We start from the raw sequence: 20,573 nt of genomic DNA, 5'->3' as shown, positions 1-20,573 counted from the left end.
ATGTGACAAGGTGCACGGTGGCCGATCGGCCATCGCACCTCCGGAGAGAGACACACATGCACCGTCCCAGACGCCATCCGCGCCGCCGCGGCAGACGGACCGCGGTCCTCGCCACGGCCGTCGTCGCCCTCGCCCTGGCCGTCCCCGGCGCCACCGCCGCGCCCCTGGGCCGGCCCACCGTCACCGACCGGGCCGCCCGCGCCACCCCGGTCTACCAGGACACCCGGTACTCCTTCGAGGAACGCGCGGCCGACCTCGTCGCCCGGATGACGCTGGACCAGAAGATCCGCCAGCTCATCACCAACGACGCGCCCGCCATACCGGCCCTGGGCGTCCAGGGATACACGTACTGGAACGAGGCCCTGCACGGCATCCAGGCCCTCGGCAACGGCAAGAATGTCGGCGACGGCGGCTCCTGGCCGATCAAGGCCACCGGCTTCCCGACCAGCCTCGCCACCTCCATGGCCTGGGACCCCGAACTCCAGTACCAGGAAGGCTCGGCGATCTCCGACGAGGCACGCGGCTTCCTGGACAAGTCGCTGTTCGGCACCGGCCAGAACAACCTCGGCTCCTCGGCGGACAACTACGGCGCCCTCACCTACTTCGCCCCGACCGTCAACAACGACCGCGACCCGCTGTGGGGACGGCACGACGAGTCGTACGGCGAGGACCCCTATCTCCAGGCCGAGCTGGGCGGCCAGTTCGTCGACGGCTTCCAGGGCCAGAAGCCCGACGGCACCTCCCTCAACGGCTACCTCAAGGCCGCCGCCACCGCCAAGCACTACGCCCTCAACAACGTCGAGGACGGCCGCACCGGCATCAGCTCCGACGTCGACGACAGCCAGTTGCGCGACTACTACACCAAGCAGTTCGCGAGCCTGATCGGCGAGGCGCATGTCGCCGGTCTGATGACCTCGTACAACGCGATCAACGGCACCCCGGCCGTCGCCAACACGTACACCAACAACCTGCTCGCCCAGCGCACCTACGGGTTCGGCGGTTTCACCACCTCCGACTGCGGCGGTGTCGGCACCACCTACAAACTCCCCGACGAGGGGCACAACTGGGCGCCCGCGCCCTTCACCACCAACGGCTCGCACGGCAACCCGCTGTGGATCAACGGCAAGACCGGTGACGAGGTCCGCGCCCCGGCCGGAGGCCAGGCCATGGCCCTCAGGTCGGGCAACGACCTCAATTGCAGCGGCGAGGAGATGACCACCGCCAACGTCCTGGAGGCCGTCCGCGCGGGCCTGCTCGACGAGGGTGTCATCGACACCGCGCTGGTGAAGGTGTTCACCGTCCGCATGAGGACCGGCGAGTTCGACCCGGCCGGCAGTGTGCCCTACACCTCCATCGACAAGTCCGTCATCCAGAGCGCCGACCACAAGGCCCTCGCCGCCAAGGCCGCCGACGCCTCCATGGTGCTGCTGAAGAACGGCACCCTCGCCGCGACCGGCCGCCCCCTGCTGCCGCTGAAGGCCGCCTCCGTCAGCAAGGTCGTCGTCCTCGGCACGCTCGCCGACACGGTCAGCCTCGGCAGCTACGGCAACGCCCCCGCACAGCAGATCTCCATGCGGCAGGGCATCACCGACGCGCTGAAGGCCGCCAACCCGGGCGCGTCCGTCCTCTACGACGCGGCCGGCAGCAGCACCACCGGCACCGGCGCGATCACGCTCAGCGCCGCGACCCAGGCCGCCGTCAAGGCCGCCGACCTGGTCGTCGTCGTGGCCGGCACCGACCAGGACACCGCCTCCGAGGGCAAGGACCGCAAGAGCCTCGCCCTGCCCGGGAACCAGAACGCCCTGATCGACCAGGTCGCCGCGCTCGGCAACCCGAACACCGTCCTCGACCTCCAGGCCGTGGGCGCCGTGGACATCGCCGCCCGGCAGTCCAAGGCCGCCGCCATCCTCTTCAGCAGCTACAACGGCCAGAGCCAGGGCACCGCGCTCGCCGACGTCCTGTTCGGCAAGCAGAACCCGCAGGGCCACCTCACCTTCACCTGGTACAAGGACGACACCCAGCTCACCGGCAAGAACAACTACGGCCTCACGCCCGCGCAGAGCGACGGCAAGGGCCAGACCTACCAGTACTTCACCGGCACCCCCACCTACCCGTTCGGCTACGGGCTCAGCTACACCGGCTTCACCTACTCCGCCGCACAGGTGGACAAGTCGGCCATCACCGCCGACGGCACGGTGAACGTCTCCTTCGACGTCACCAACACCGGCGACACCCCCGGCGCCACCGTCGCCCAGCTCTACGCCGCCAACACCTTCACCGTCTCCGGTGCGACACTGCCCAGGCAGCGCCTCGTCGGCTTCAAGAACACCGGAGTCCTCGCCCCCGGCGAGAAGATCCACGTCACCCTGCCGGTGGCCGCCGCGGACCTGAGCGTCTGGAACCCGGCGACGTCCCGGCAGACCGTGTTCCCCGGCGCCTGGGCGCTGCGCGTGGCCTCCGACTCCGCGACCGTGCGGAGCACCGCCACGGTGAACATCACCGGCACCCTCACCCCCAAGGTGCGCACCGTCACCGTCCAGCCCGGACGGGTCGTCTTCCACGCGGGCGAGACCCTCGACCTGACGAAGAAGAACCCGTGGATCAAGGACGACACCGACCCCGCCAAGGAACAGCGGGACACCTCGATCACGGCTGACGACATCGTCGAGGCGGTCAACAACGACCAGACCTTCACGGACCTGTCCAAGACCACCGTCCAGTACGCCAGCAGCGACCCGGCCGTGGCCACGGTCAGCTCCTCGGGCGTGGTCAGCGCCGCCTCCGACGGCGTCACCACCATCAAGGTCACCGTGGGCGGGGTCACCGGCTCCATGGTGATGGTCGTCAAGGACGTCCTCGCCCTGAAGACGGCGCCGGTGATCCAGCCCGGCCAGACGACCGAGGCGACCACCACGCTCACCAACGGCACCGGCGCGGCGCTCACCAACGTCACCGTCACCGTGCCCGCCCCCTCGGGCTGGACCGTGCAGGCCACCACTCCGGCCACCTTCACCAGCGTCGCCGCGGGCACCACCGTGACCACGACCTGGCGTGTCACCGCCCCCTCGGGCGCGGCCCCCGGCAACAGCCCGCTGACCGCGACCGCCACCCACACCGCCGGTTCCTACACGGCCGCCGCCACCCTCCGGGTACCCTTCGCAAGCCAGAAGGCCGCGTACACCAACGTCGGTGTCACCGACGACGGCAACACCAAGCCCGGCAAGTACGACGGCGGCGGCTTCAGCTTCTCCGCCCAGGCCCTGGCCGCCGAGGGCCTCGCCCCCGGCACGTCCTTCACCCACGCCGGGCTGACCTACCAGTGGCCCGACGTCCCGGCGGGCAGCCCCGACGCCCTCGACACCCGCGGCCAGGCGGTCGCCCTGTCCGGCTCGGGCAGCGAACTCGGCTTCGTCGGCAGCGGCACCAGCGGCCCCCACCAGGGCGTCGGCACCATCGTCTACACCGACGGCACGACCCAGCAGTACGGCCTCAGCTTCTCCGACTGGTGGGACGGCACCAATGTGGCCCAGGGCAGCGACCTGCTGTCCTCCTTCCCGTACATCAACAACAGCGAGGGCAGGCAGAACCAGAAGGTCAGCCTCTTCACCACCAAGGTGCCCCTGGCCGCGGGCAAGACCGTCCAGGCCGTCGTGCTGCCCGCCTCGGAGGACCCGAGCACCGGCGCGCCCCAGGGCCATGTCTTCGCGATGGCCATCGGCGGCACCGTCCACACCCCGGCCCCGCAGCCGGACGGACCCGTCGGCCACATCACCGGCATCGGCTCCAAGTGCGTCGACCTGGCCGCCGGGCCCGCCGCCGGAGTGCAGGTCGTCCTGCGCTCCTGCAACCAGAACGCCTCCCAGCAGTGGGCACTCGGCGCCGACAAGTCCCTGTGGAACCAGGGCAAGTGCATGACCACCGAGAACGGCGGCACCGGCAACGGCACCCGCGTCGTCCTGGACTACTGCGACGGCTCCAAGGAGCAGCAGTGGTCGGTGGATTCGTCCAACGGCTACCTCGTCAACGCCAAGTCCGGCTACTGCCTGGAGGACGCGGACGGCAGCACGGCGGACGGCAATCCGCTGATCATCTGGGCGTGCAACCCCGGTGACGTGGGCCAGAAGTGGCAGGTGCCGACCGGCACTTCGGCCTCGGGTCCCTCGGGGCGCGTGGCGGGATACAACGGCAAGTGCGTGGAGGCCGGGGCGGAGGGCGCCGCTGTGCAGCTCAACACGTGCGGTTCGGCGGCGTCGCAGTCCTGGACGGCGGCGTCGGACGGGACGCTGCGGGCTCAGGGGAAGTGCATGACGGTGGCGGGCGGCGGTACCGGGGACGGTACGGCGGTGCAGCTCGCGACCTGTTCGGGTGCGGCGTCGCAGAAGTGGCAGGCGCAGGCGAACGGGACGCTGGTCGGTACGCAGTCGGGCAAGTGCCTGGACGCGACCGGTCCGAGTTCGGCCAATGGCACGAAGCTCCAGATCTGGGCATGTGCGGCTTCGGACAATCAGATCTGGGGTGTGCCGTCGTCGCGTCCGGCCGGTGTGGTCAGCGGGTACGGCGGCAAGTGTGCCGAGGTGACCGGTGGCACCACGGCGAACGGTACGGCGGTGCAGCTGAACGCCTGTGGTTCCGGCAGTGCGCAGTCCTGGACGGTGGCATCGGACGGGACGCTGCGGGCGCTGGGCAAGTGCATGACCGTGGCCGGTGGCGCCACGGCGAACGGCACGGCCGTACAGCTCGCGACCTGTTCGGGTGCGGCGTCGCAGAAGTGGCAGGCGCAGGCGAACGGGACGCTGGTCGGTACGCAGTCGGGCAAGTGCCTGGACGCGACCGGTCCCAGCTCGGCCAATGGCACCAAGCTCCAGATCTGGACCTGCGCGGCCTCCGACAACCAGCTCTGGAAGCTCCCCGTCTGAGAAACCCGTCCGCTCGTGGCGCCCCCGGGAACATCCAGGTGTTCCCGGGGGCGCCGTGCGTTACTTCACATGTGTTTTTCCGGCCCCATCGAAGTCTGAACTTGACGGTCCATTCTTGTGGGCGCATGATGGGTGGACCGAACAGTCCAAAGCGAGAAACGGGCACTGGCATGAACGCCATGGAACGGCTGAGCACCATCGAGGAACTGCGCCGGGTGATGGCGCGCTACGTCTACGCGGCGGACCACCAGAACTGGTCGGAGCTGGCGTCGCTCTTCACCGAGGACGGCACCTTCACCCCGCACAACGTGGACGGGACCGTCCTGCGGACCATGGGCTCACCGGCCGAGATCGCCGCGACGATCCCGGTGAGCGTCGGCCCCGGCGCCGTCCTCGTCCACCATCTCTTCTCGGACGAGATCGACGTCGAGTCGGACACCTCCGCGCGCGGTGTGTGGGCGATGGAGGACCTGATCAAGCGCCCCGCCCGCACGGACGCAGACGGCCGCCCGGAGTTCACCGAGATGCACGGGTACGGCCACTACCGGCCGCGCTTCACGAAGGTGGACGGTACCTGGAAGATCGCCGAGCTGGTCCTGACCCGCGTACGCGTCGACTTCACCCACTGACCCGCCCCGCCCCCCAGGAAGAGGAAACCATGGACACCACCGGAGAGACCCGCACCCTCGAGCCGTTCACCGTCCAGGTCGAACAGGAGGTCCTGGACGATCTGCGGGCCCGCCTGAAGGCCACCCGCTTCGCGCCCGACCCGGAGAACGAGAACGAGACCTACGGCCTGAGCACCGCGTACCTCAAGCCACTGGTGGAGTACTGGGCCGACGGCTTCGACTGGCGCGCCGCCGAGGCGAAGCTCAACGCCGTCAACCAGCACCGGCTGGACGTCGACGGCACGCCGGTGCACTTCGTCCACGAGCGGGGCAAGGGCCCGGCGCCGATCCCGCTGCTGCTGATGCACGGCTGGCCGTGGACCCACCACCACTGGCACAAGGTCATCGGCCCGCTGACCGACCCGGGCGCCCACGGCGGCGACCCCGCCGACGCCTTCGACGTCGTCGTCCCCTCGCTGCCCGGCTTCGGCTTCTCCACGCCGCTGACCGCGCCCCGGGAGAACTACGCGAGCATGGCGGACCGCTTCCACACCCTGATGACCGGCATCCTCGGCTACGAGCGGTACGGGGTCGGCGCCGCCGACTACGGCGCGCTCGTGGGCGCCCGGCTCGGCCACAAGTACGCCGACTCCCTCTACGGCATCCACCTCGGCAACGAGATGCCGCCCGCGATGTTCCAGGGCGACCGCTTCTGGGACCTGACCGGCGGACAGCGCACCGAGGATCTGCCCGAGCGGGAGCGGGCCCGGCTGGTGCGGCGCAACAACATCTATGTCTCGCACGTGGCCGCACACCTGCTGGACGGGCAGACGGTCACCCACGGTCTGAACGACTCGCCGGCCGGCATGCTGGCCTGGATCCTCAAGCGGTACAAGACGTGGAGCGACCGCAACGCCGACTTCGCGGCGGAGTGGCCCGCCGACGACCTGCTGACCTTCGCGACCGTCTACTGGGTCAACCAGGCCATCGGCTCCTCGATCCGGGCCTACAAGAACGCCAGCCTGTACCCGCCGGCGCCGGCCCACGACCGTACGCCGTACGTCCAGGCCCCGGCGAGCTTCACCTTCCTGCTCGGCGACTCCTCCCCGGGCGCGGAGACCGCCGAGGAGCGCGTCGCGATCTTCAAGGCGGGCGGCGGACAGTTCTACGCGGACATCCGGGACGTGCACGTCCATGAGAAGGGCGGTCACTTCGGTCCCTACGAGAACCCCGAGGCGTGGATCGACGACCTGCGCGCCACCTACCGCAAGCTGCGCTGACCGCTCGGCGGCTCCCCGCCGGGGATCAGTGCGGGACGACCGCCGGGGATCAGTGCGGGATGACGTGTGGGAGCCCGTGCGCCGCGAGCGGTGCGCGGAACGGCTCCCAGAGCGTGGGGTCGGCGAGGTTGGTGAAGAGGCCGGTGCAGGTGTTGGTCTCGCCGGTCACCAGACCGTAGACGACCGTCTTGCCGGGGCCCTTCGCGTCGAACAGCGGTCCGCCGCTGTCACCGGGGGCGACCCGCCGCTCGGCGGTGCCCGCGCAGATGAACTCCTTGTCCCAGATGCCTCCTTCGGTGTCGAAGGCATTGACGGGCAGGCTCGCCTCCCGCAGGCGCGACGGCTTGTCCGGGCTCTCCAGGTCGGTGCGTCCCCAGCCGGCGGCGCGCAGGATCCGGCCCGGCCGCAGCTCGGTCGCCGCCCGGGGCAGCGCGGCGGGTGTCTGCGTGACCGGGGCGTCGAGCACGATGAGCCCCAGATCGGTGTTGGTCGCGATGTTGAACTGCGGGTGGCTGTAGACGGTGAAGTGGTCGCTGGTCACCACCGTCCCGCCGGAGGAGGCGGAGTCGGCCCGGCCCAGCACCAGCCGGATCGTCACCTGGCCCGACACGGCGAACCTGGCGCAGTGCGCCGCCGTGGCGACGACCCGGCGGTCGACGAGCGCCGCGCCGCAGTAGTGCGACCAGGTGCCGTCCTCGTCCCGCTGCTCGATCTGTACGACGAAGGGCCGTTCGCCGTCCGCGACCGGCACCCCGCCGACGACCGCCGAGGCGGTCGGCGCCCCGGTCAGCACGGCGCCCACCGCTCCGGCACCGGCCAGGGACACGATCGCCCGCCGCCGCTTCATCAACCTGCCCATGGATGACCTCACTTCGCTTCGGTCCGCTCGCCGGTGCACTGCCCGGCGAGTCCGGCACGGCGGACGGCATCCGGCCGCCGCCTGAGCCGGAGCCTGGTCCGCCCCGGCATCCGCCCGGCCGCCGCCGGATGTCGGCCGGGGCGCGGACACCGCTCCGCCCGGTATCAGTCACTGTCTCGACCGGTGAGGTCGGCGGCGAAGATATGTGTGACTCTAGGGATAGGGTCTGGGTGAAATGTGTGCGAAAGTGTGAGCAGGTCGGAGGAAGGTGTCTGCGGTGGCAGGTGTCGAGCAGCGTTCCCTGAAGAGCAGCAACCCCCTGTTGTCCCGGCGTCGGTTCGAACGCCGGGGCGGGCGCAAGACCGCGGCAGCGGACCGGGATCCGCGGGTCGAGCGGGAGATCCGGCTCGTCGTCGCGCGGGACCGGACCGGCACCGGCGAGGACACGGGACCGGAACCGGCCCCCGCGCCCGGCCCCGGACCGTCCCCGGCCCTCGTCGGTGACCTGCTGACCATGGACGCCGTGGTGTCCCGCGCCGCCCTCGCCCTGGGCGCGGCGACCGCCGCCGCCGTCCTGGCATGGACGGTGCCACCGCTGCCCCCGGCCCGCACCGGCTGGTCCTACGGCGTCGCGGGCGCCGCCGGGCTGGCCGCCGTCGCCCTGGTCGTGCTCCAGTACGTCCGCACCCGGCCCTCGGCGGTCCTCGCCCTCGCCCACGCGGTGTTCCTGGGCGCCTTTCTCGGTGTGCTGTCGAACACCGCCTCCGCGCAGGTCGCCCCCGGGGTCTTCGTCCACCTGGTGCTGGGCACGATGACCTCGTCCGCCGCCGTGCTGGCGGCCCACCGGCTGCGCTGGACCCGTATCGCACGCCGGGCCCGCGGGCTCGCCGGGGCCACGGGTCTCGGTCTGCTCCTGCTCGCCGCCGCCGACCTCCTCCTGTCCGCCCTCCCGCAGACCGACGGCCTCGGTCTGCGCGGCGGTGGCCTCGGCATCCTCACCGGTGCCGTCGGCGTCGCCCTCGGCACCTCCTTCCTGACCCTGCATCTGCGCCGCGTCCGGAGCGCCCTCACCCGGGGGCTCCCGCGCGAGGAGAGCTGGCTGGCCGCCTTCGGCCTCACCCTGACCCTGGTGTGGCTGTACGTGGAGACCGTGCGGCTGCTCACGCTCGCACCGCAGGAGGACGTCCTCTACTGACGGCACGGGTGCCGGGCGGGCGCGCCCAGTGTCCTGACGTACCGTCAGAACCGGTTGTGCGGCCAGGCGGTGGCGGTGGCCGCGGTCGCGGCGGTGACGGCGGCCAGCCGCGCGTAGTCCAGTGTGGCGGGCACATCGGTGGGCCGGTGGTAGTGCGGATTGCGGAAGTTGGCCGTGTCGGTGAGCATCAGCGCCGGGATCCGCCGGTTCCAGAAGGGCGCGTGGTCGCTGCGGCCCAGGTGGTTGGCGGGCGGCACCGCCAGCCCGATGAGCAGGCCCGCGGGGCCGTCCGGCCGCGGGTCCCGCAGGAGCAGGCCGCGCAGAGCGGCCGGTGTGGCGGCGGCGGCCCGCTGCCAGTGCGCGGCGGCCGCGGCCGAGGAGCGCCGGTGCACCACGAGCGTGAAGTCGCCCCGGTGGCCGTCGGCGCGGGTGGCCGCCGCCGTCCCGGGGAACGCCGTGGCGAATCCGGCCGGGAGCCGCTGGCTGCCCGGTGCGTCGTCGAAGTAGCCGACCGACTCCAGGCAGATCATCCCGGCGATGTCCCGGCGCCCGCCCGTGCCCCCGAGGCCGTCCCGGCTCAGCGCGCGGGCGGCGTGCCGGGCGCCGATGAGGCCCAGTTCCTCCATGTCGAACACGGCGAGGGCGACCGGCGGCGGATCGGGCAGGGCGGCCAGCAGCCGCGCGGTCTCCAGCAGCACCGCGACCCCGGAGGCGTTGTCGTCCGCGCCCGGACTGCCGTCGACCGTGTCCAGATGCGCGCCGACCAGCACCGTGGGCCCCACGGGCGCGCCGGGCAGGACGGCGATCAGATTGGCGCCGCGCAGCCGGCGGTGCAGCCTCGGCTTCCACACGAGCGCGCGGTGGCCGTGCCGGTCGGTCGCGCCGATCCGCCAGCGCAGGTCGAACGGCTGCCGCTCCACCTGCCAGCCCGCACCGGCCAGTTCGGCGCGTACGTACTCCTCGGCCCGCTCCATCGCGCCGGGCGCGCGGCGCCGCCCGCGCGGTCCGGCGGCGAGGAACTCCACGTCCCGGCGCAGCCGGGCGGCGTCGGCGTCGGGGAACGGTGCCCACGTGTCATCGGTCATCGCCACTCCGGGCTCGGCGGGGTGTGTGGTCCGCCGAGAAACCTAACACCCCCCGGGACACGCACCCCGCACACCCGCGTACGGACGGTGCTCAGGCGACGGTGTTCAGGGTGTCGGCGGGCCGCCGCCGGACGGCACGCGCGGCCGGTACCGCGGCCAGGACGGCGGCACCGCCGACGGCGGCGACGGCGAGCAGCACCAGGAACAGCCAGGAGGGACCGGCGGCGATCCCGGCGCCGATGCCGCTGGAGCGTCCCTGGGCGTCGATCAGCCAGCGGGCGAGGGGCAGTCCGACGGCCGTGGCGAGCACGACGGCGGCCAGGGCGGTGCAGGCGGTCGCCGTCACCGTGACGGCGGTGACCTGACGGGGTGTCAGCCCGATCGCCCTGAGGGCGGGCAGGTCGCGTTCGCCCTCGCGGACCGTGCTGCCGATCGCGGCCAGCAGTTCGATCAGCCCGATCAGCGCGAGCACGCAGACCAGACCGGCGACGAGACCGCGCAGCGCGGAGAGCCCGTCGGCGGGGTTGGGCACCGCGTGCACGTCGAGGTGGCCGTGCCCGGCGGTGAGCAGCGCGGCGGCGGCCCGCCGCGGATCGGTGTCCGGGCGCAGCCGCACCTGGTAGAGGGTGGCGCTCAGTCCGGGGTCGTTCTCGCGCAGGGTGTCCAGGGAGGTGGAGACGACCCGTCCGGCGTTCTCCGGTTCGATGCTGCGGCCCACCAGGTGCAGCACCTGCGGCTGTCCGGCCACCGTCATCCGCACCCAGTCGCCCACCCGCGCGTCCAGCAGGTCGAACAGTCCCTGCCCGGCGACCGCCTCGTCCGGCCCGTGCGCCGCGCGGCCCTCGGCGACGCGGTACGGGTAGGGGGACTGGCGGGTACCCAGGCCGCGCAGGGCGATGGTGGAGGTCTGCCCCGGTACGAGCGCGGCCAGTTGCACCCCCGGGTAGACGGCGGCGACCCGCGGCTCGCGCCCGAGCAGGTCCCGGGTCTCCCGGTCGTCCAGGGTGCCGTCCGTGCGGACGGTGAGCGCGGCCGGCAGACCGAGGCGCTCGGGCCGGTCGTGGAAGCGGTCGATGGTGGTCCAGGCGCTGGTCGCGACCACGATGAGCAGCAGCGGCAGGGCGAACCGGCCGACCGTGGCGACGGTGCGGCGGCGGCTGGTGACGGTCCGGTGCCAGCCCAGCAGCACCCCGGGCGGCAGCCGCAGCCCGAGGGCGCGCCGGGCGGCCCCCGGCAGCCGCCCGCCGGACACCTGGCTCCGGCGGCCCACCGGGACGGGCGGCACCCGGCCCGCCCGCCAGGCCGCGAGCCCGGTGACGGCACCGATGAACAGCACCGTGCAGACCGGCACCGCGAGCAGGGCCGCGCTGTGGCCCGGCAGCCCCTGCCACACCCCGACCGCGTCCCCGAGCCGGCCGGGCAGCCGGGGGCCCAGCGCCCTGACCAGGGCCGCGGCCACCACGGAGCCGAGCACGGCGTACGCCGCATGCTGGAGCAGGAAGATCCGGACCACCTGGCCGGGGGTGAAGCCGATCGCCTTCAGCACGGAGATGTCGCGCAGATGTCCGCGGATCCGGGCGCCGATCGCCCCGTGCACGGCGAGGCCCGCCGCCAGCAGCGCGGCCAGGCCGAACAGCCCGAGCACCTGGCCGAGCAGCCGGTCGTCGCCCTGTGCCTCGGCCCGCGCCTGCCGCCAGGTGGAGACCTCGCCGACCACACCGGCGCCCAGGACGGTGACGGCCCGCTGGACGGCGTAGTCCGTGTCGTCGGGGTCGGCCAGGCGCAGTCCGACGACCTGGCCGCCGCTGTCGTGCACCGCGGCGGGCGGCGCCCACACCAGTCCGGGCTGCTCGCCCGGCCGGTAGCGGGGTTCGGCGCTCTCGGCGACGCCGACCACGGTCAGGGTGCGCGCGGTGTCGGGCAGGGTGAGGGTGTCGCCGGGCTCGGCGAGCAGGGCGCGGGCGAGGCGGCTGTCCAGGACCACGCCGTCCGGCTGCCGCGCGTCGAGCCAGTGGCCCGAGACCAGCAGCGGCCGGTCCACCGCCGGTTCGCCCGGCGTGGCGCGCAGTTCCACGGAGGCGCGCACCCCGCGCGAGGACACGGTGGCGAACTCGTCGGCGTAGGGGCCGGCCACGGACTCCACGCCGTCCAGGGCCGAAAGGCGCGCGGTGTCGGCGTTCTTCACGGTGTGGATCCACACATGGGCGCCGCGGGACTGGGTGAACACCCGCTGCCAGGGGTTGGTGGCGTAGCCGAACAGGGCGGTGGCCAGCAGCAGCGAGACGACGATGCCGGCCGTGGCCAGCACCAGGAACAGCGCCTCCCCGCGATGGGTGCGCAGATCGGAGTGCGCCCAGCGCAACGCGGCTCGCACGGTGTCAGCCCCCCGGCCGGTCGGGGTGGCGCGGACCGCCGCTCACCGGGTGCGGTCCTTCAGCTCCAGCACCCGGGAGATGCCCCGGCCCGGCACGGGCGCGCCGTCCAGTTCGGCGTCGTCGGCGATCCGGCCGTCGAAGAAGCTGATCACCCGGTCGGCGGCGCTGGCCAGCCGGGCGTCATGGGTGATGAGCACGATGGCCTGGCCGCGCGCGTGGAAGCGGGACAGCAGCCGCATCACCTCGCGGGTGCCCTTGCTGTCGAGGCTGCCGGCCGGTTCGTCGGCCAGCAGCAGCGGGGGGTGGTTGACCAGGGCGCGGGCGAGGGCCACCCGCTGCTGCTCGCCGCCGGACAGCTCGCCGGGCATGCTGCGTCCCTTGCCGTCCAGGCCCAGTTCGGCGAGGAGTTCCTCGCGCTCGGCGCGGGCCTGGCGCGGGGTGCGGCCGGCCAGCAGGGCGGGCAGTTCGACGTTGTCGGCGACGGACAGGCTGGAGACCAGGTTGAAGAACTGGAAGACGATCCCGACGGTCCGTCTGCGCTCCTGTGCCCAACGGGCCTCGCTGTAGGAGTCGGTGCACCGGCCGTCCAGCCAGATGCTGCCCGCGTCGGGCCGTTGCAGCCCGCCGAGCAGATGGAGCAGCGTCGACTTGCCGGCCCCGGAGGGTCCGGTGACCGCCACGAACTCGCCCCGCCGGACCGACAGACCGACCCCGCGCACGGCATGCGCGGGCGCGCCCTCGCCGTGGTGGGTCTTCACCAGTCGCTCGGCCCGCAGCACGGGGGGTTCGGCGGCCTGGTCCCGGACCGAGCGCCCGTCACCCATGGCGGTCGTTCACTCCAGCTCCTCCAGTTCCTCCTGACACCGCTCCAGCCAGTCCAGATCGGCCTGGAGGTGCAGCATGGCGCCCTCGATGAGCAGCTGGGCGATCCGGTTGTCCCGGTCCTCGGCCGCGGCCAGCCTGGACAGCTGGCGCATGGTGTTGAGGTACTGCCGCCGCTGCTGGTTGATCAGGGTGATCTGGTCGGCGAGGCCGGTCCGCGGGGCGAGGGCGAGCTTCATGAAGAACTCGTCCCGCACCCGCGGTTCGTCCTCGGGCTCCGCGAACCAGGTGCGCAGCTCGTCCCGTCCGGCGTCGGTGAGATGGTAGATCTTCTTGTTGGGCCGGCTGGACTGCTCGACCTGTTCCCCCTGGATCAGGCCGGTCTTCTCCAGGCGGCCCAGGGTCACATAGATCTGGCCGACGTTCGGCTGAGGGTACGCGGAGCCGAGCAGTTGCTCAAGGTCCTGCTTCAGCTCGTAGCCGTGTGCGGGGCCTCGGGCGAGCAGGGCCAGGAGGTGCAGGCGCACGCGTGCTGTCCTCCTGACCTTGTCATCTGCCTGTTGTGCTCCGGACCCTAGTATCGCCCATACCTAACGGGTATACATGGGCTGACGCTCGGCGAAGGTGCCGGTGGCGGGTGTGCAAGGAGGAACCTATGCGGTGGATACGAGCCACCGGTAGGGGGCTTCTCGCACTGGTCGTGGTCATGACCGGATGTGTCGCCTCGGGGGCGCGGGCCGACGAGGGCGGCGGCAGTACGCGCGGACCGCTCACCCTGGCCACCGCCGGGGACCTCACCGGCTATCTGGGCCCGCTGCTCGAAGGCTGGAACCGGACCCATCCGGCGGAGCGGGTGACGCTCGTCGAGCTGCCCGACTCGGCCGACGAGACGCACGCGCAGATGACCACCGACCTGCGCGGCGGCGACCGCAGCCGCTTCGACGTGCTCAACATCGACGTCAACTGGACCTCGGAGTTCGCGGCGGCCGGCTGGATCCGCCCGCTGCCGGCCGAGCGCTTCCCGCTGAAGTCGTTCCTGCCGCCGGTCGTCGACACAGCGACCTACGACGGCCGGCTGTACGCCGTCCCCTACGTCACCAACGCCGGGCTCCTGCTGTACCGCAAGGACGTGCTCGCCGCGGCGGGTGTGCCGCCGCCGCGCACCTGGGCCGAGCTGGAGCAGGACGCCAGGGCCATCGCCCCCCGGTACGGGCTGGACGGCTACGCGGGACAGTTCCTGTCCTACGAAGGGCTCACCGTCAACGCGGCCGAGGCCGTGTACTCCGCCGGCGGCACCATCCTCGGCGAGGAGGGCCGGCGCGTCACCGTCGACTCGGCCGCGGCCCGCGAGGGCATCGGCTTCCTGGCGCGCGGCTTCCGCGAGGGCTGGATCCCCCGGGCGGCGCTGTCCTACAAGGAGGAGGAGTCCAAGCAGGCCTTCCAGGACGGCCATCTGCTCTTCCTGCGCAACTGGCCCTACGCCTACGCCGTTGCCGCCGCCGAGGGCTCCGCGGTCGCCGGGAAGATCGGCGCGGTGCCGCTGCCCGGCCCGGACGGACCGGGCACGAGTGTGCTCGGCGGCTCCGACCTGGCCGTCAACACCCATGCCCGGCACCCCGAGTCCGCCGAGCGCCTGATCCAGTACCTCACCGGTGAGCAGGTCCAGCGGCAGGTGCTCACCCGGGGCGCGCTGCCCCCTGTCCGGGCCGACCTGTACCAGGACCCGGAGCTGGTGCGGCGGTTCCCGTATCTGCCGACCCTGCGCGCGGCCGTGCTCGCCGCCGCGCCGCGCCCCAAGAGCCCGCACTACGACCAGGTCAGCCTGGTGGTGCAGGCGGTCGTCCACGACGCGCTGACCGGGCAGCAGACACCTGAGCAGGCCGTGCGCCGGCTGGCCCGGGAACTGGACGACATCACCCGCCGCTAGGCACACCTAGATACTTACTCGTTAGGTAACGCGGCCATAACACCGTGCCGGGATACCTCCCTTTTGTCATGCATCTGCATGAGTAACTGCACCGTACTTTCGTCGACTTCGTTGACACCTCCGCGAAACGCCTACATAACATGCATGCACAACGACGGGGCTGCTTCCGTGGCTCACGTGGCTTTCAGAGACGGGTCGATCGTGTGAACAGGCATCGTTGGTGGCGGGACGCCGTGATCTACCAGGTGTACGTCCGCAGCTTCCTGGACAGCACCGGTGACGGCGTCGGCGATCTGGCCGGGGTCCGTGCGGGACTGCCCTACCTGCGCAAACTCGGGGTCGACGGGATCTGGCTGAGCCCCTTCTACCGCTCCCCGCAGCACGACCACGGCTACGACGTGGCCGACTACTGCGACGTCGACCCGCTCTTCGGCGACCTCGGCGAGTTCGACCGGCTGATGACCGCCGCCCGCCAACTCGGCGTCAAGGTGCTCCTCGACATCGTCCCCAACCACTGCTCCAGCGAGCACCCCTGGTTCCGGAAGGCGCTCGGCTCCCCGCCCGGCAGCCCGGCCCGCGCCCGCTTCCACTTCGCCGACGGCCGCGGCCCCGACGGCGCCGAACCGCCCAACAACTGGCACGCCATGTTCGGCGGCCCCGCCTGGACCCGGATCACCGAGGCCGACGGCCGGCCCGGCCAGTGGTACCTGCACATGTTCACCCCCGAGCAGCCCGACTGGAACTGGCGCACCCCCGAGGTGGCCGCCGAGTTCGACCGGGTGCTGCGGTTCTGGCTCGACCGGGGCGTGGACGGCTTCCGCATCGACGTCGCCGCCGGGCTGTTCAAACACCTGGACCTGCCCGACTCGCCCGACCCGGAGGCCGACGCCCGCACCCGCGACTCGGTCAACCCGCTCGCCTGGAACCAGCCCGAGGTGCACGACGTGTGGCGCCGCTGGCGCGCCCTGTGCGAGGAGTACACCGCCGAGGACGGCCGGGAGCGGCTGCTCGTCGGCGAGGTGTCCGTCCCCACCGCACGCGAGCACGCGCGCTACGTCCGCCCCGACGAACTGCACCAGGCGTTCTTCTTCGACCTGCTCAGCGCCCCCTGGGACCCCGACGCCTTCCGCAAGGTGGTCTCCGAGGCCATGCAGGACATCGCGGGCACCGGCTCCACCGTCACCTGGGTCCTCAACAACCACGACCAGGTGCGCACCGTCACCCGCTACGGCGAGCCCACCCCCGAGGGCAGCGGCCTGGGCACCGCCCGCGCCCGCGCCGCCGCACTGCTGATGCTGGCGCTGCCCGGCGCCGCGTACATCTACCAGGGCGAGGAACTGGGCCTGCCCGAGGTCGTCGACCTGCCCGACGACGTCCTCACCGACCCGATCTTCCACCGCACCGGCAGCCGGGCCCGGATCCGCGACGGCTGCCGGGTCCCGCTGCCCTGGTCCGGACAGGCGTCGCCGTTCGGCTTCACCTCCGGCGCCGAGAGCGCCCGGCCCTGGCTGCCGCAGCCCGACTACTTCGCCGAGTACGCCACCGACCGCGCGCTCGCCGACACCCGCTCCTTCTGGCACCTCTACCGCGAGGGCCTGCAACTGCGCTCCGCTCTGCCGCAGTTGGGCGAAGGAACGCTGCGCTGGCTCGACACCCCGCCCGGTGTCCTCGCCTTCGCCCGCGGCGACGGCCTGGTCTGCGCCGTCAACTTCGGCACGGCGCCCACCCCCGCCCCGGTCCCCGGTACACCGCTGCTGACCAGCGGACCGTGCCCGCCCGGCGTGCTCGCCGGGTCCACCGCCGCCTGGTGGATCACCGACCCCGCCGCCCTCTGAGTTTCCGTCAGTTATCCACCCGTGAAGGGACATCAACGATGATGCGACGACGTACCGCGCTCCTCACCGGCTGCACCGCCCTCGTGCTCGCCCTCGGTGCCACCGCCTGCGGCAGCGACGACCCCGTCTCGGCGGGCGGCGGCGACGGCGGCGCCAAGACCCTGAGCGGTCAGACGGTCACCGTGGCCGGTGTCTGGACCGGCAGCGAGCAGAAGAACTTCCAGAAGGTGCTGGACGCCTTCAGCGCGAAGACCGGCGCCAAGACCCAGTTCGTCTCCACCGGCGACAACGTCTCCACCGTGATCGGCAGCAAGATCGAGGGCGGCAACGCCCCCGACGTCGTGATGGTCCCGCAGGTCGGCGTGCTCCAGCAGTTCGCCAAGAAGGGCTGGCTCAAGCCGCTGTCCGCCGCCACCCAGCAGTCCGTCGGAAGCAACTACGCGCCCGTGTGGAAGAAGTACGGCAGCGTCGGCAACACCCTGTACGGCCTGTACTTCAAGGCGGCCCACAAGTCGACCGTCTGGTACAGCCCCGCCGCGCTCGACCAGGCCGGGGTCAAGCCGCCTGCCACCTACGCCGAGATGCTCACGGCCGGACACACCGTCTCCGACTCCGGGCTCGCGGCCTTCTCGGTCGCCGGAGAGGACGGCTGGACCCTCACCGACTGGTTCGAGAACATCTACCTCTCCCAGGCCGGACCCGAGAAGTACGACGCGCTCGCCGCCCACCGGCTGAAGTGGACCGACGCCAGCGTGGTCAAGGCGCTCGACACCCTCGGCAAGCTGTTCCAGGACAAGCAGCTCCTCGCGGGCGGCCAGAAGGAGGCCCTGAACACCGACTTCCCCGGCTCGGTGGAGAAGGTCTTCGGTCCCAAGCCCGAGGCCGGCATGGTCTACGAGGGCGACTTCGTCGCCGGTGTCGCCCACGACCAGTTCGGCAGGACCGTCGGCAAGGACGCGAACTTCTTCCCGTTCCCGCCCGTCGACGGCGGCAAGGCGCCGGTGGTCAGCGGCGGTGACGCGGCCGTCGTCCTCAAGGACGGCAAGAACAGCAAGGCCGGGATGCAGCTCGTGGAGTACCTGGCCACCCCCGAGGCCGCGGGCGTCTGGGCCAAGGCGGGCGGCTTCCTGTCCCCGAACAAGGCCCTCGACCTCGCCGCCTACGGCGACGACGTGACCCGGGCCACCGCCAAGTCCCTCGTCGGGGCCGGGGACTCGGTCCGCTTCGACATGTCGGACCAGGCACCCGCGTCGTTCGGCGGCACCAAGGGCGTCGGCGAGTGGAAGCTCCTCCAGGACTTCCTGCGCGACCCGTCCGACGCCAAGGGCACCGCGGCCGAGCTGGAGAGCGCCGCGGCCAAGGCGTACCAGGGCTGATCGCACATGGCCGCCACCACACTCACCGAGAAGGCGGCGGCGGGCCCGCCCCCGTCCGCCGCACCCTCCGGCAACGCCCGGCGGCTGCGGCGGCGGGGCCGGATCATCGCCGTGCTGTTCGCCTTCCCCGCGCTGCTCCTGCTCGGCGCGCTCGTCGTCTACCCCGTCCTGTTCTCCATCGGCCGCAGCCTCTTCGACGCCTCCGGCGACCGCTTCGTCGGCGCCGACAACTACACCGAGATGTTCCGTGACCCGGCGACGCTCAAGGCGATCCGGAACACCGTCATCTGGGTGGTCGTCGCCCCGGCCCTGCTGACCGCGCTCGGACTGATCCTCGCCGTCCTGGTGGAGAAGGTCCGCTGGGCCACCGCGTTCAAGCTGCTGCTGTTCATGCCCATGGCCGTGTCCTTCCTCGCCGCCGGGATCATCTTCCGGCTCGCCTACGACCAGGACCCGGACAAGGGCGTGCTGAACGCCGCCGCCGTCTCCGTCCACGACGCCTTCGGCGGCACCTCGGCCTACCCGACCGCCCGCGCCCGCACCGGCCCGCAGGGACTGACCCAGGGCGGCGACGGTTCGTACAGCACGGCCGCCGTCCGGCCGGGCTCCGCCGTCACCGTCCCCATGGTCGGCGTCCTGCCCAAGGACCTGCCGGAGAACGCGGCCCCCGCCTACCCGGCGAGCGGGCACAAGGCCGCCGCCGACGAGGTGCGCGGCGTCGTCTACCTGGACTTCACCCCCGGCGGCGCGGGCACCACCGGCAAGGTCGACCGGCAGGAGAACGGGCTGCCCGGCATGAAGGTCGAAGCGGTCAGCGGCGGCCGGACCGTCGCGCACACCACGACCGCCGCCGACGGCTCCTTCCGCTTCTCCGGCCTGGACGACGGCGCGTACACGCTGCGACTGCCGAAATCCAACTTCGCCCCGCCCTACCAGGGCATCTCCTGGCTCGGCCCGACGCTCGTCACCCCCGCGATCATCGGCGCCTATCTGTGGATCTGGACCGGCTTCGCGATGGTCCTGATCGGCGCCGGACTGTCCACCCTGCCCCGGGACACCCTGGAGGCGGCGCGCATGGACGGCGCCAACGAGTGGCAGGTCTTCCGGCGCATCACCGTGCCGCTGCTCGCGCCCGTCCTCACCGTGGTCTTCGTGACCCTGGTCATCAACGTCCTGAAGGTCTTCGACCTCGTCTACATCATCGCGCCGGGACCGGTCCAGGAGGACGCCACCGTACTGGCCACCCAGATGTGGCTGGTGTCCTTCGGCGGCGGCAACAACCAGGGCCTCGGCAGCGGCCTCGGCGTCCTGCTGCTCGTCCTGGTCATCCCCGCCATGATCTTCAACGTCCGCCGTTTCAAGGAGAGCCAGCGATGAACGCGGTCAGGAGGGGCCTGGGCAACAGCCTGGTGCAGGCCTTCCTCGTGGTGATCGGCCTGATCTGGCTGACCCCGCTGGCAGGGCTCTTCGTCTCCTCGATGCGGTCCTCCGAGGACACCGCCAAGGGCGGCTGGTGGACGGCCCTGAGCAGCCCGGGACAGCTGTCCTTCGACAACTACTCGTCCCTGCTCCAGAACGCCGGGATCACCCGGGCCTTCTGGAACACCGTGCTGATCTCGGTGCCGGCGACCGCGCTCGTGGTCCTCCTCGCCGCGCTCGCCGGATACGCCTTCGCCTGGCTGGACTTCCCCGGCCGCGAGCCGCTGTTCCTGCTGGTGGTGGCCCTGCTGGTGGTGCCCGTGCAGATCGGTCTGCTGCCGGTCGCCAAACTCTTCGGACAGCTCGGCCTGTTCGGCACGATCCCCGGTGTGGTCCTCTTCCATGTGGCCTACGGCCTGCCGTTCGCGGTGTTCCTGCTGCGCAACTACTTCGCCGAGATCCCCAAGGAGATGCTGGAGGCCGCCCGGATGGACGGCGGCAGCGAATGGCGCATCTTCGTCCAGCTGGTTCTGCCGGTCGGCCGCCCCGCCCTCGCCAGCCTGGCCATCTTCCAGTTCCTGTGGGTGTGGAACGACCTGCTGGTCGCCCTGCTGTTCGCCGACAGCTCCTCCCAGCCGCTCACCGTGGAACTCCAGTCCCAGGTGAGGCAGTTCGGCAGCAACATCGACGTCCTCGCACCGGGCGCCTTCGTCTCGCTCGTCGTACCGCTGGTGGTCTTCTTCGCCTTCCAGCGGCACTTCGTGCAGGGCGTGATGGCCGGGTCGGTCAAGTAGGAGACGGTCCCGGCAGGCCCGTCGCGGCAGGGACGGACCCGCCGGGACCTGACACGTGTGAACCCCAGGGCCCCCGCGCCAC

General features: G+C 72.0%; 14 protein-coding genes. 9 read left to right on the top strand and 5 right to left on the bottom strand.

Annotated elements, in window-relative coordinates:
• Positions 1–56: 56 nt before the first annotated feature.
• The 3 genes from B086_RS39250 to B086_RS0105820 all read left to right on the top strand — a co-directional run bounded on the left by B086_RS39250 (position 57) and on the right by B086_RS0105820 (position 6,804).
• Positions 57–4,916 carry a ricin-type beta-trefoil lectin domain protein gene (locus B086_RS39250; RefSeq protein WP_018565468.1) on the top strand — a complete coding sequence of 1,620 codons (4,860 nt, stop codon included), beginning with the start codon at positions 57–59 and terminating at the stop codon, positions 4,914–4,916.
• A gap of 170 nt (positions 4,917–5,086) precedes the next feature.
• Complete coding sequence (locus tag B086_RS0105825) at positions 5,087–5,545, top strand: nuclear transport factor 2 family protein (protein ID WP_018565467.1); 459 nt, start codon at positions 5,087–5,089, stop codon at positions 5,543–5,545.
• Positions 5,546–5,574: 29 nt separating this feature from the next.
• Complete coding sequence (locus B086_RS0105820; protein ID WP_018565466.1) at positions 5,575–6,804, top strand: epoxide hydrolase family protein; 1,230 nt, start codon at positions 5,575–5,577, stop codon at positions 6,802–6,804.
• Positions 6,805–6,853: 49 nt separating this feature from the next.
• On the opposite strand, the gene B086_RS0105815 is transcribed toward B086_RS0105820, so the two are convergent.
• A complete protein-coding gene (locus B086_RS0105815) occupies positions 6,854–7,663 on the bottom strand; it encodes a S1 family peptidase (RefSeq protein WP_078530990.1) in 810 nt (269 codons plus the stop codon).
• Between the two features lie 277 nt (positions 7,664–7,940).
• On the opposite strand from B086_RS0105815, the gene B086_RS0105810 reads away from it, so the two are divergent.
• Positions 7,941–8,858 (top strand): Bax inhibitor-1/YccA family membrane protein, encoded by a 918-nt coding sequence (locus B086_RS0105810; protein ID WP_018565464.1) that lies wholly within the window; start codon positions 7,941–7,943, stop codon positions 8,856–8,858.
• Positions 8,859–8,902: 44 nt separating this feature from the next.
• Here the strand turns inward: B086_RS0105810 and B086_RS0105805 are convergent, their stop codons facing one another.
• The 4 genes from B086_RS0105805 to B086_RS0105790 all read right to left on the bottom strand — a co-directional run bounded on the left by B086_RS0105805 (position 8,903) and on the right by B086_RS0105790 (position 13,667).
• Complete coding sequence (locus tag B086_RS0105805) at positions 8,903–9,943, bottom strand: M28 family peptidase (protein ID WP_018565463.1); 1,041 nt, start codon at positions 9,941–9,943, stop codon at positions 8,903–8,905.
• Positions 9,944–10,034: 91 nt separating this feature from the next.
• Positions 10,035–12,317 carry an FtsX-like permease family protein gene (locus B086_RS0105800; protein WP_026252143.1) on the bottom strand — a complete coding sequence of 761 codons (2,283 nt, stop codon included), beginning with the start codon at positions 12,315–12,317 and terminating at the stop codon, positions 10,035–10,037.
• Positions 12,318–12,359: 42 nt separating this feature from the next.
• A complete protein-coding gene (locus B086_RS0105795; RefSeq protein ID WP_018565461.1) occupies positions 12,360–13,142 on the bottom strand; it encodes an ABC transporter ATP-binding protein in 783 nt (260 codons plus the stop codon).
• A 9-nt stretch (positions 13,143–13,151) separates the two neighbouring features.
• On the bottom strand, positions 13,152–13,667 hold the full coding sequence (locus B086_RS0105790; protein ID WP_018565460.1) for a PadR family transcriptional regulator: 516 nt from the start codon (positions 13,665–13,667) through the stop codon (positions 13,152–13,154).
• Between the two features lie 128 nt (positions 13,668–13,795).
• Here B086_RS0105790 and B086_RS0105785 point away from each other — a divergent pair, with 128 nt between their 5' ends.
• The 5 genes from B086_RS0105785 to B086_RS0105765 all read left to right on the top strand — a co-directional run bounded on the left by B086_RS0105785 (position 13,796) and on the right by B086_RS0105765 (position 20,491).
• On the top strand, positions 13,796–15,067 hold the full coding sequence (locus B086_RS0105785; protein WP_026252142.1) for an ABC transporter substrate-binding protein: 1,272 nt from the start codon (positions 13,796–13,798) through the stop codon (positions 15,065–15,067).
• A 203-nt stretch (positions 15,068–15,270) separates the two neighbouring features.
• A complete protein-coding gene (locus B086_RS0105780; protein ID WP_037872832.1) occupies positions 15,271–16,902 on the top strand; it encodes a glycoside hydrolase family 13 protein in 1,632 nt (543 codons plus the stop codon).
• A 38-nt stretch (positions 16,903–16,940) separates the two neighbouring features.
• Positions 16,941–18,278 carry an ABC transporter substrate-binding protein gene (locus B086_RS0105775; protein ID WP_018565457.1) on the top strand — a complete coding sequence of 446 codons (1,338 nt, stop codon included), beginning with the start codon at positions 16,941–16,943 and terminating at the stop codon, positions 18,276–18,278.
• 6 nt (positions 18,279–18,284) lie between these two features.
• Positions 18,285–19,655 (top strand): ABC transporter permease subunit, encoded by a 1,371-nt coding sequence (locus tag B086_RS0105770; protein WP_018565456.1) that lies wholly within the window; start codon positions 18,285–18,287, stop codon positions 19,653–19,655.
• On the top strand, positions 19,652–20,491 hold the full coding sequence (locus B086_RS0105765; protein ID WP_018565455.1) for a carbohydrate ABC transporter permease: 840 nt from the start codon (positions 19,652–19,654) through the stop codon (positions 20,489–20,491). The genes B086_RS0105770 and B086_RS0105765 overlap by 4 nt, the downstream gene beginning before the upstream one ends.
• Positions 20,492–20,573 lie beyond the last annotated feature (82 nt).

The organism is Streptomyces sp. PsTaAH-124 (genome assembly GCF_000373685.1).
GTDB classification, from domain to species: domain Bacteria; phylum Actinomycetota; class Actinomycetes; order Streptomycetales; family Streptomycetaceae; genus Streptomyces; species Streptomyces andamanensis.
The sequence above is the reverse complement of the archived record's forward strand: the minus strand, read 5'-3'. Positions and strand labels throughout refer to the sequence as shown.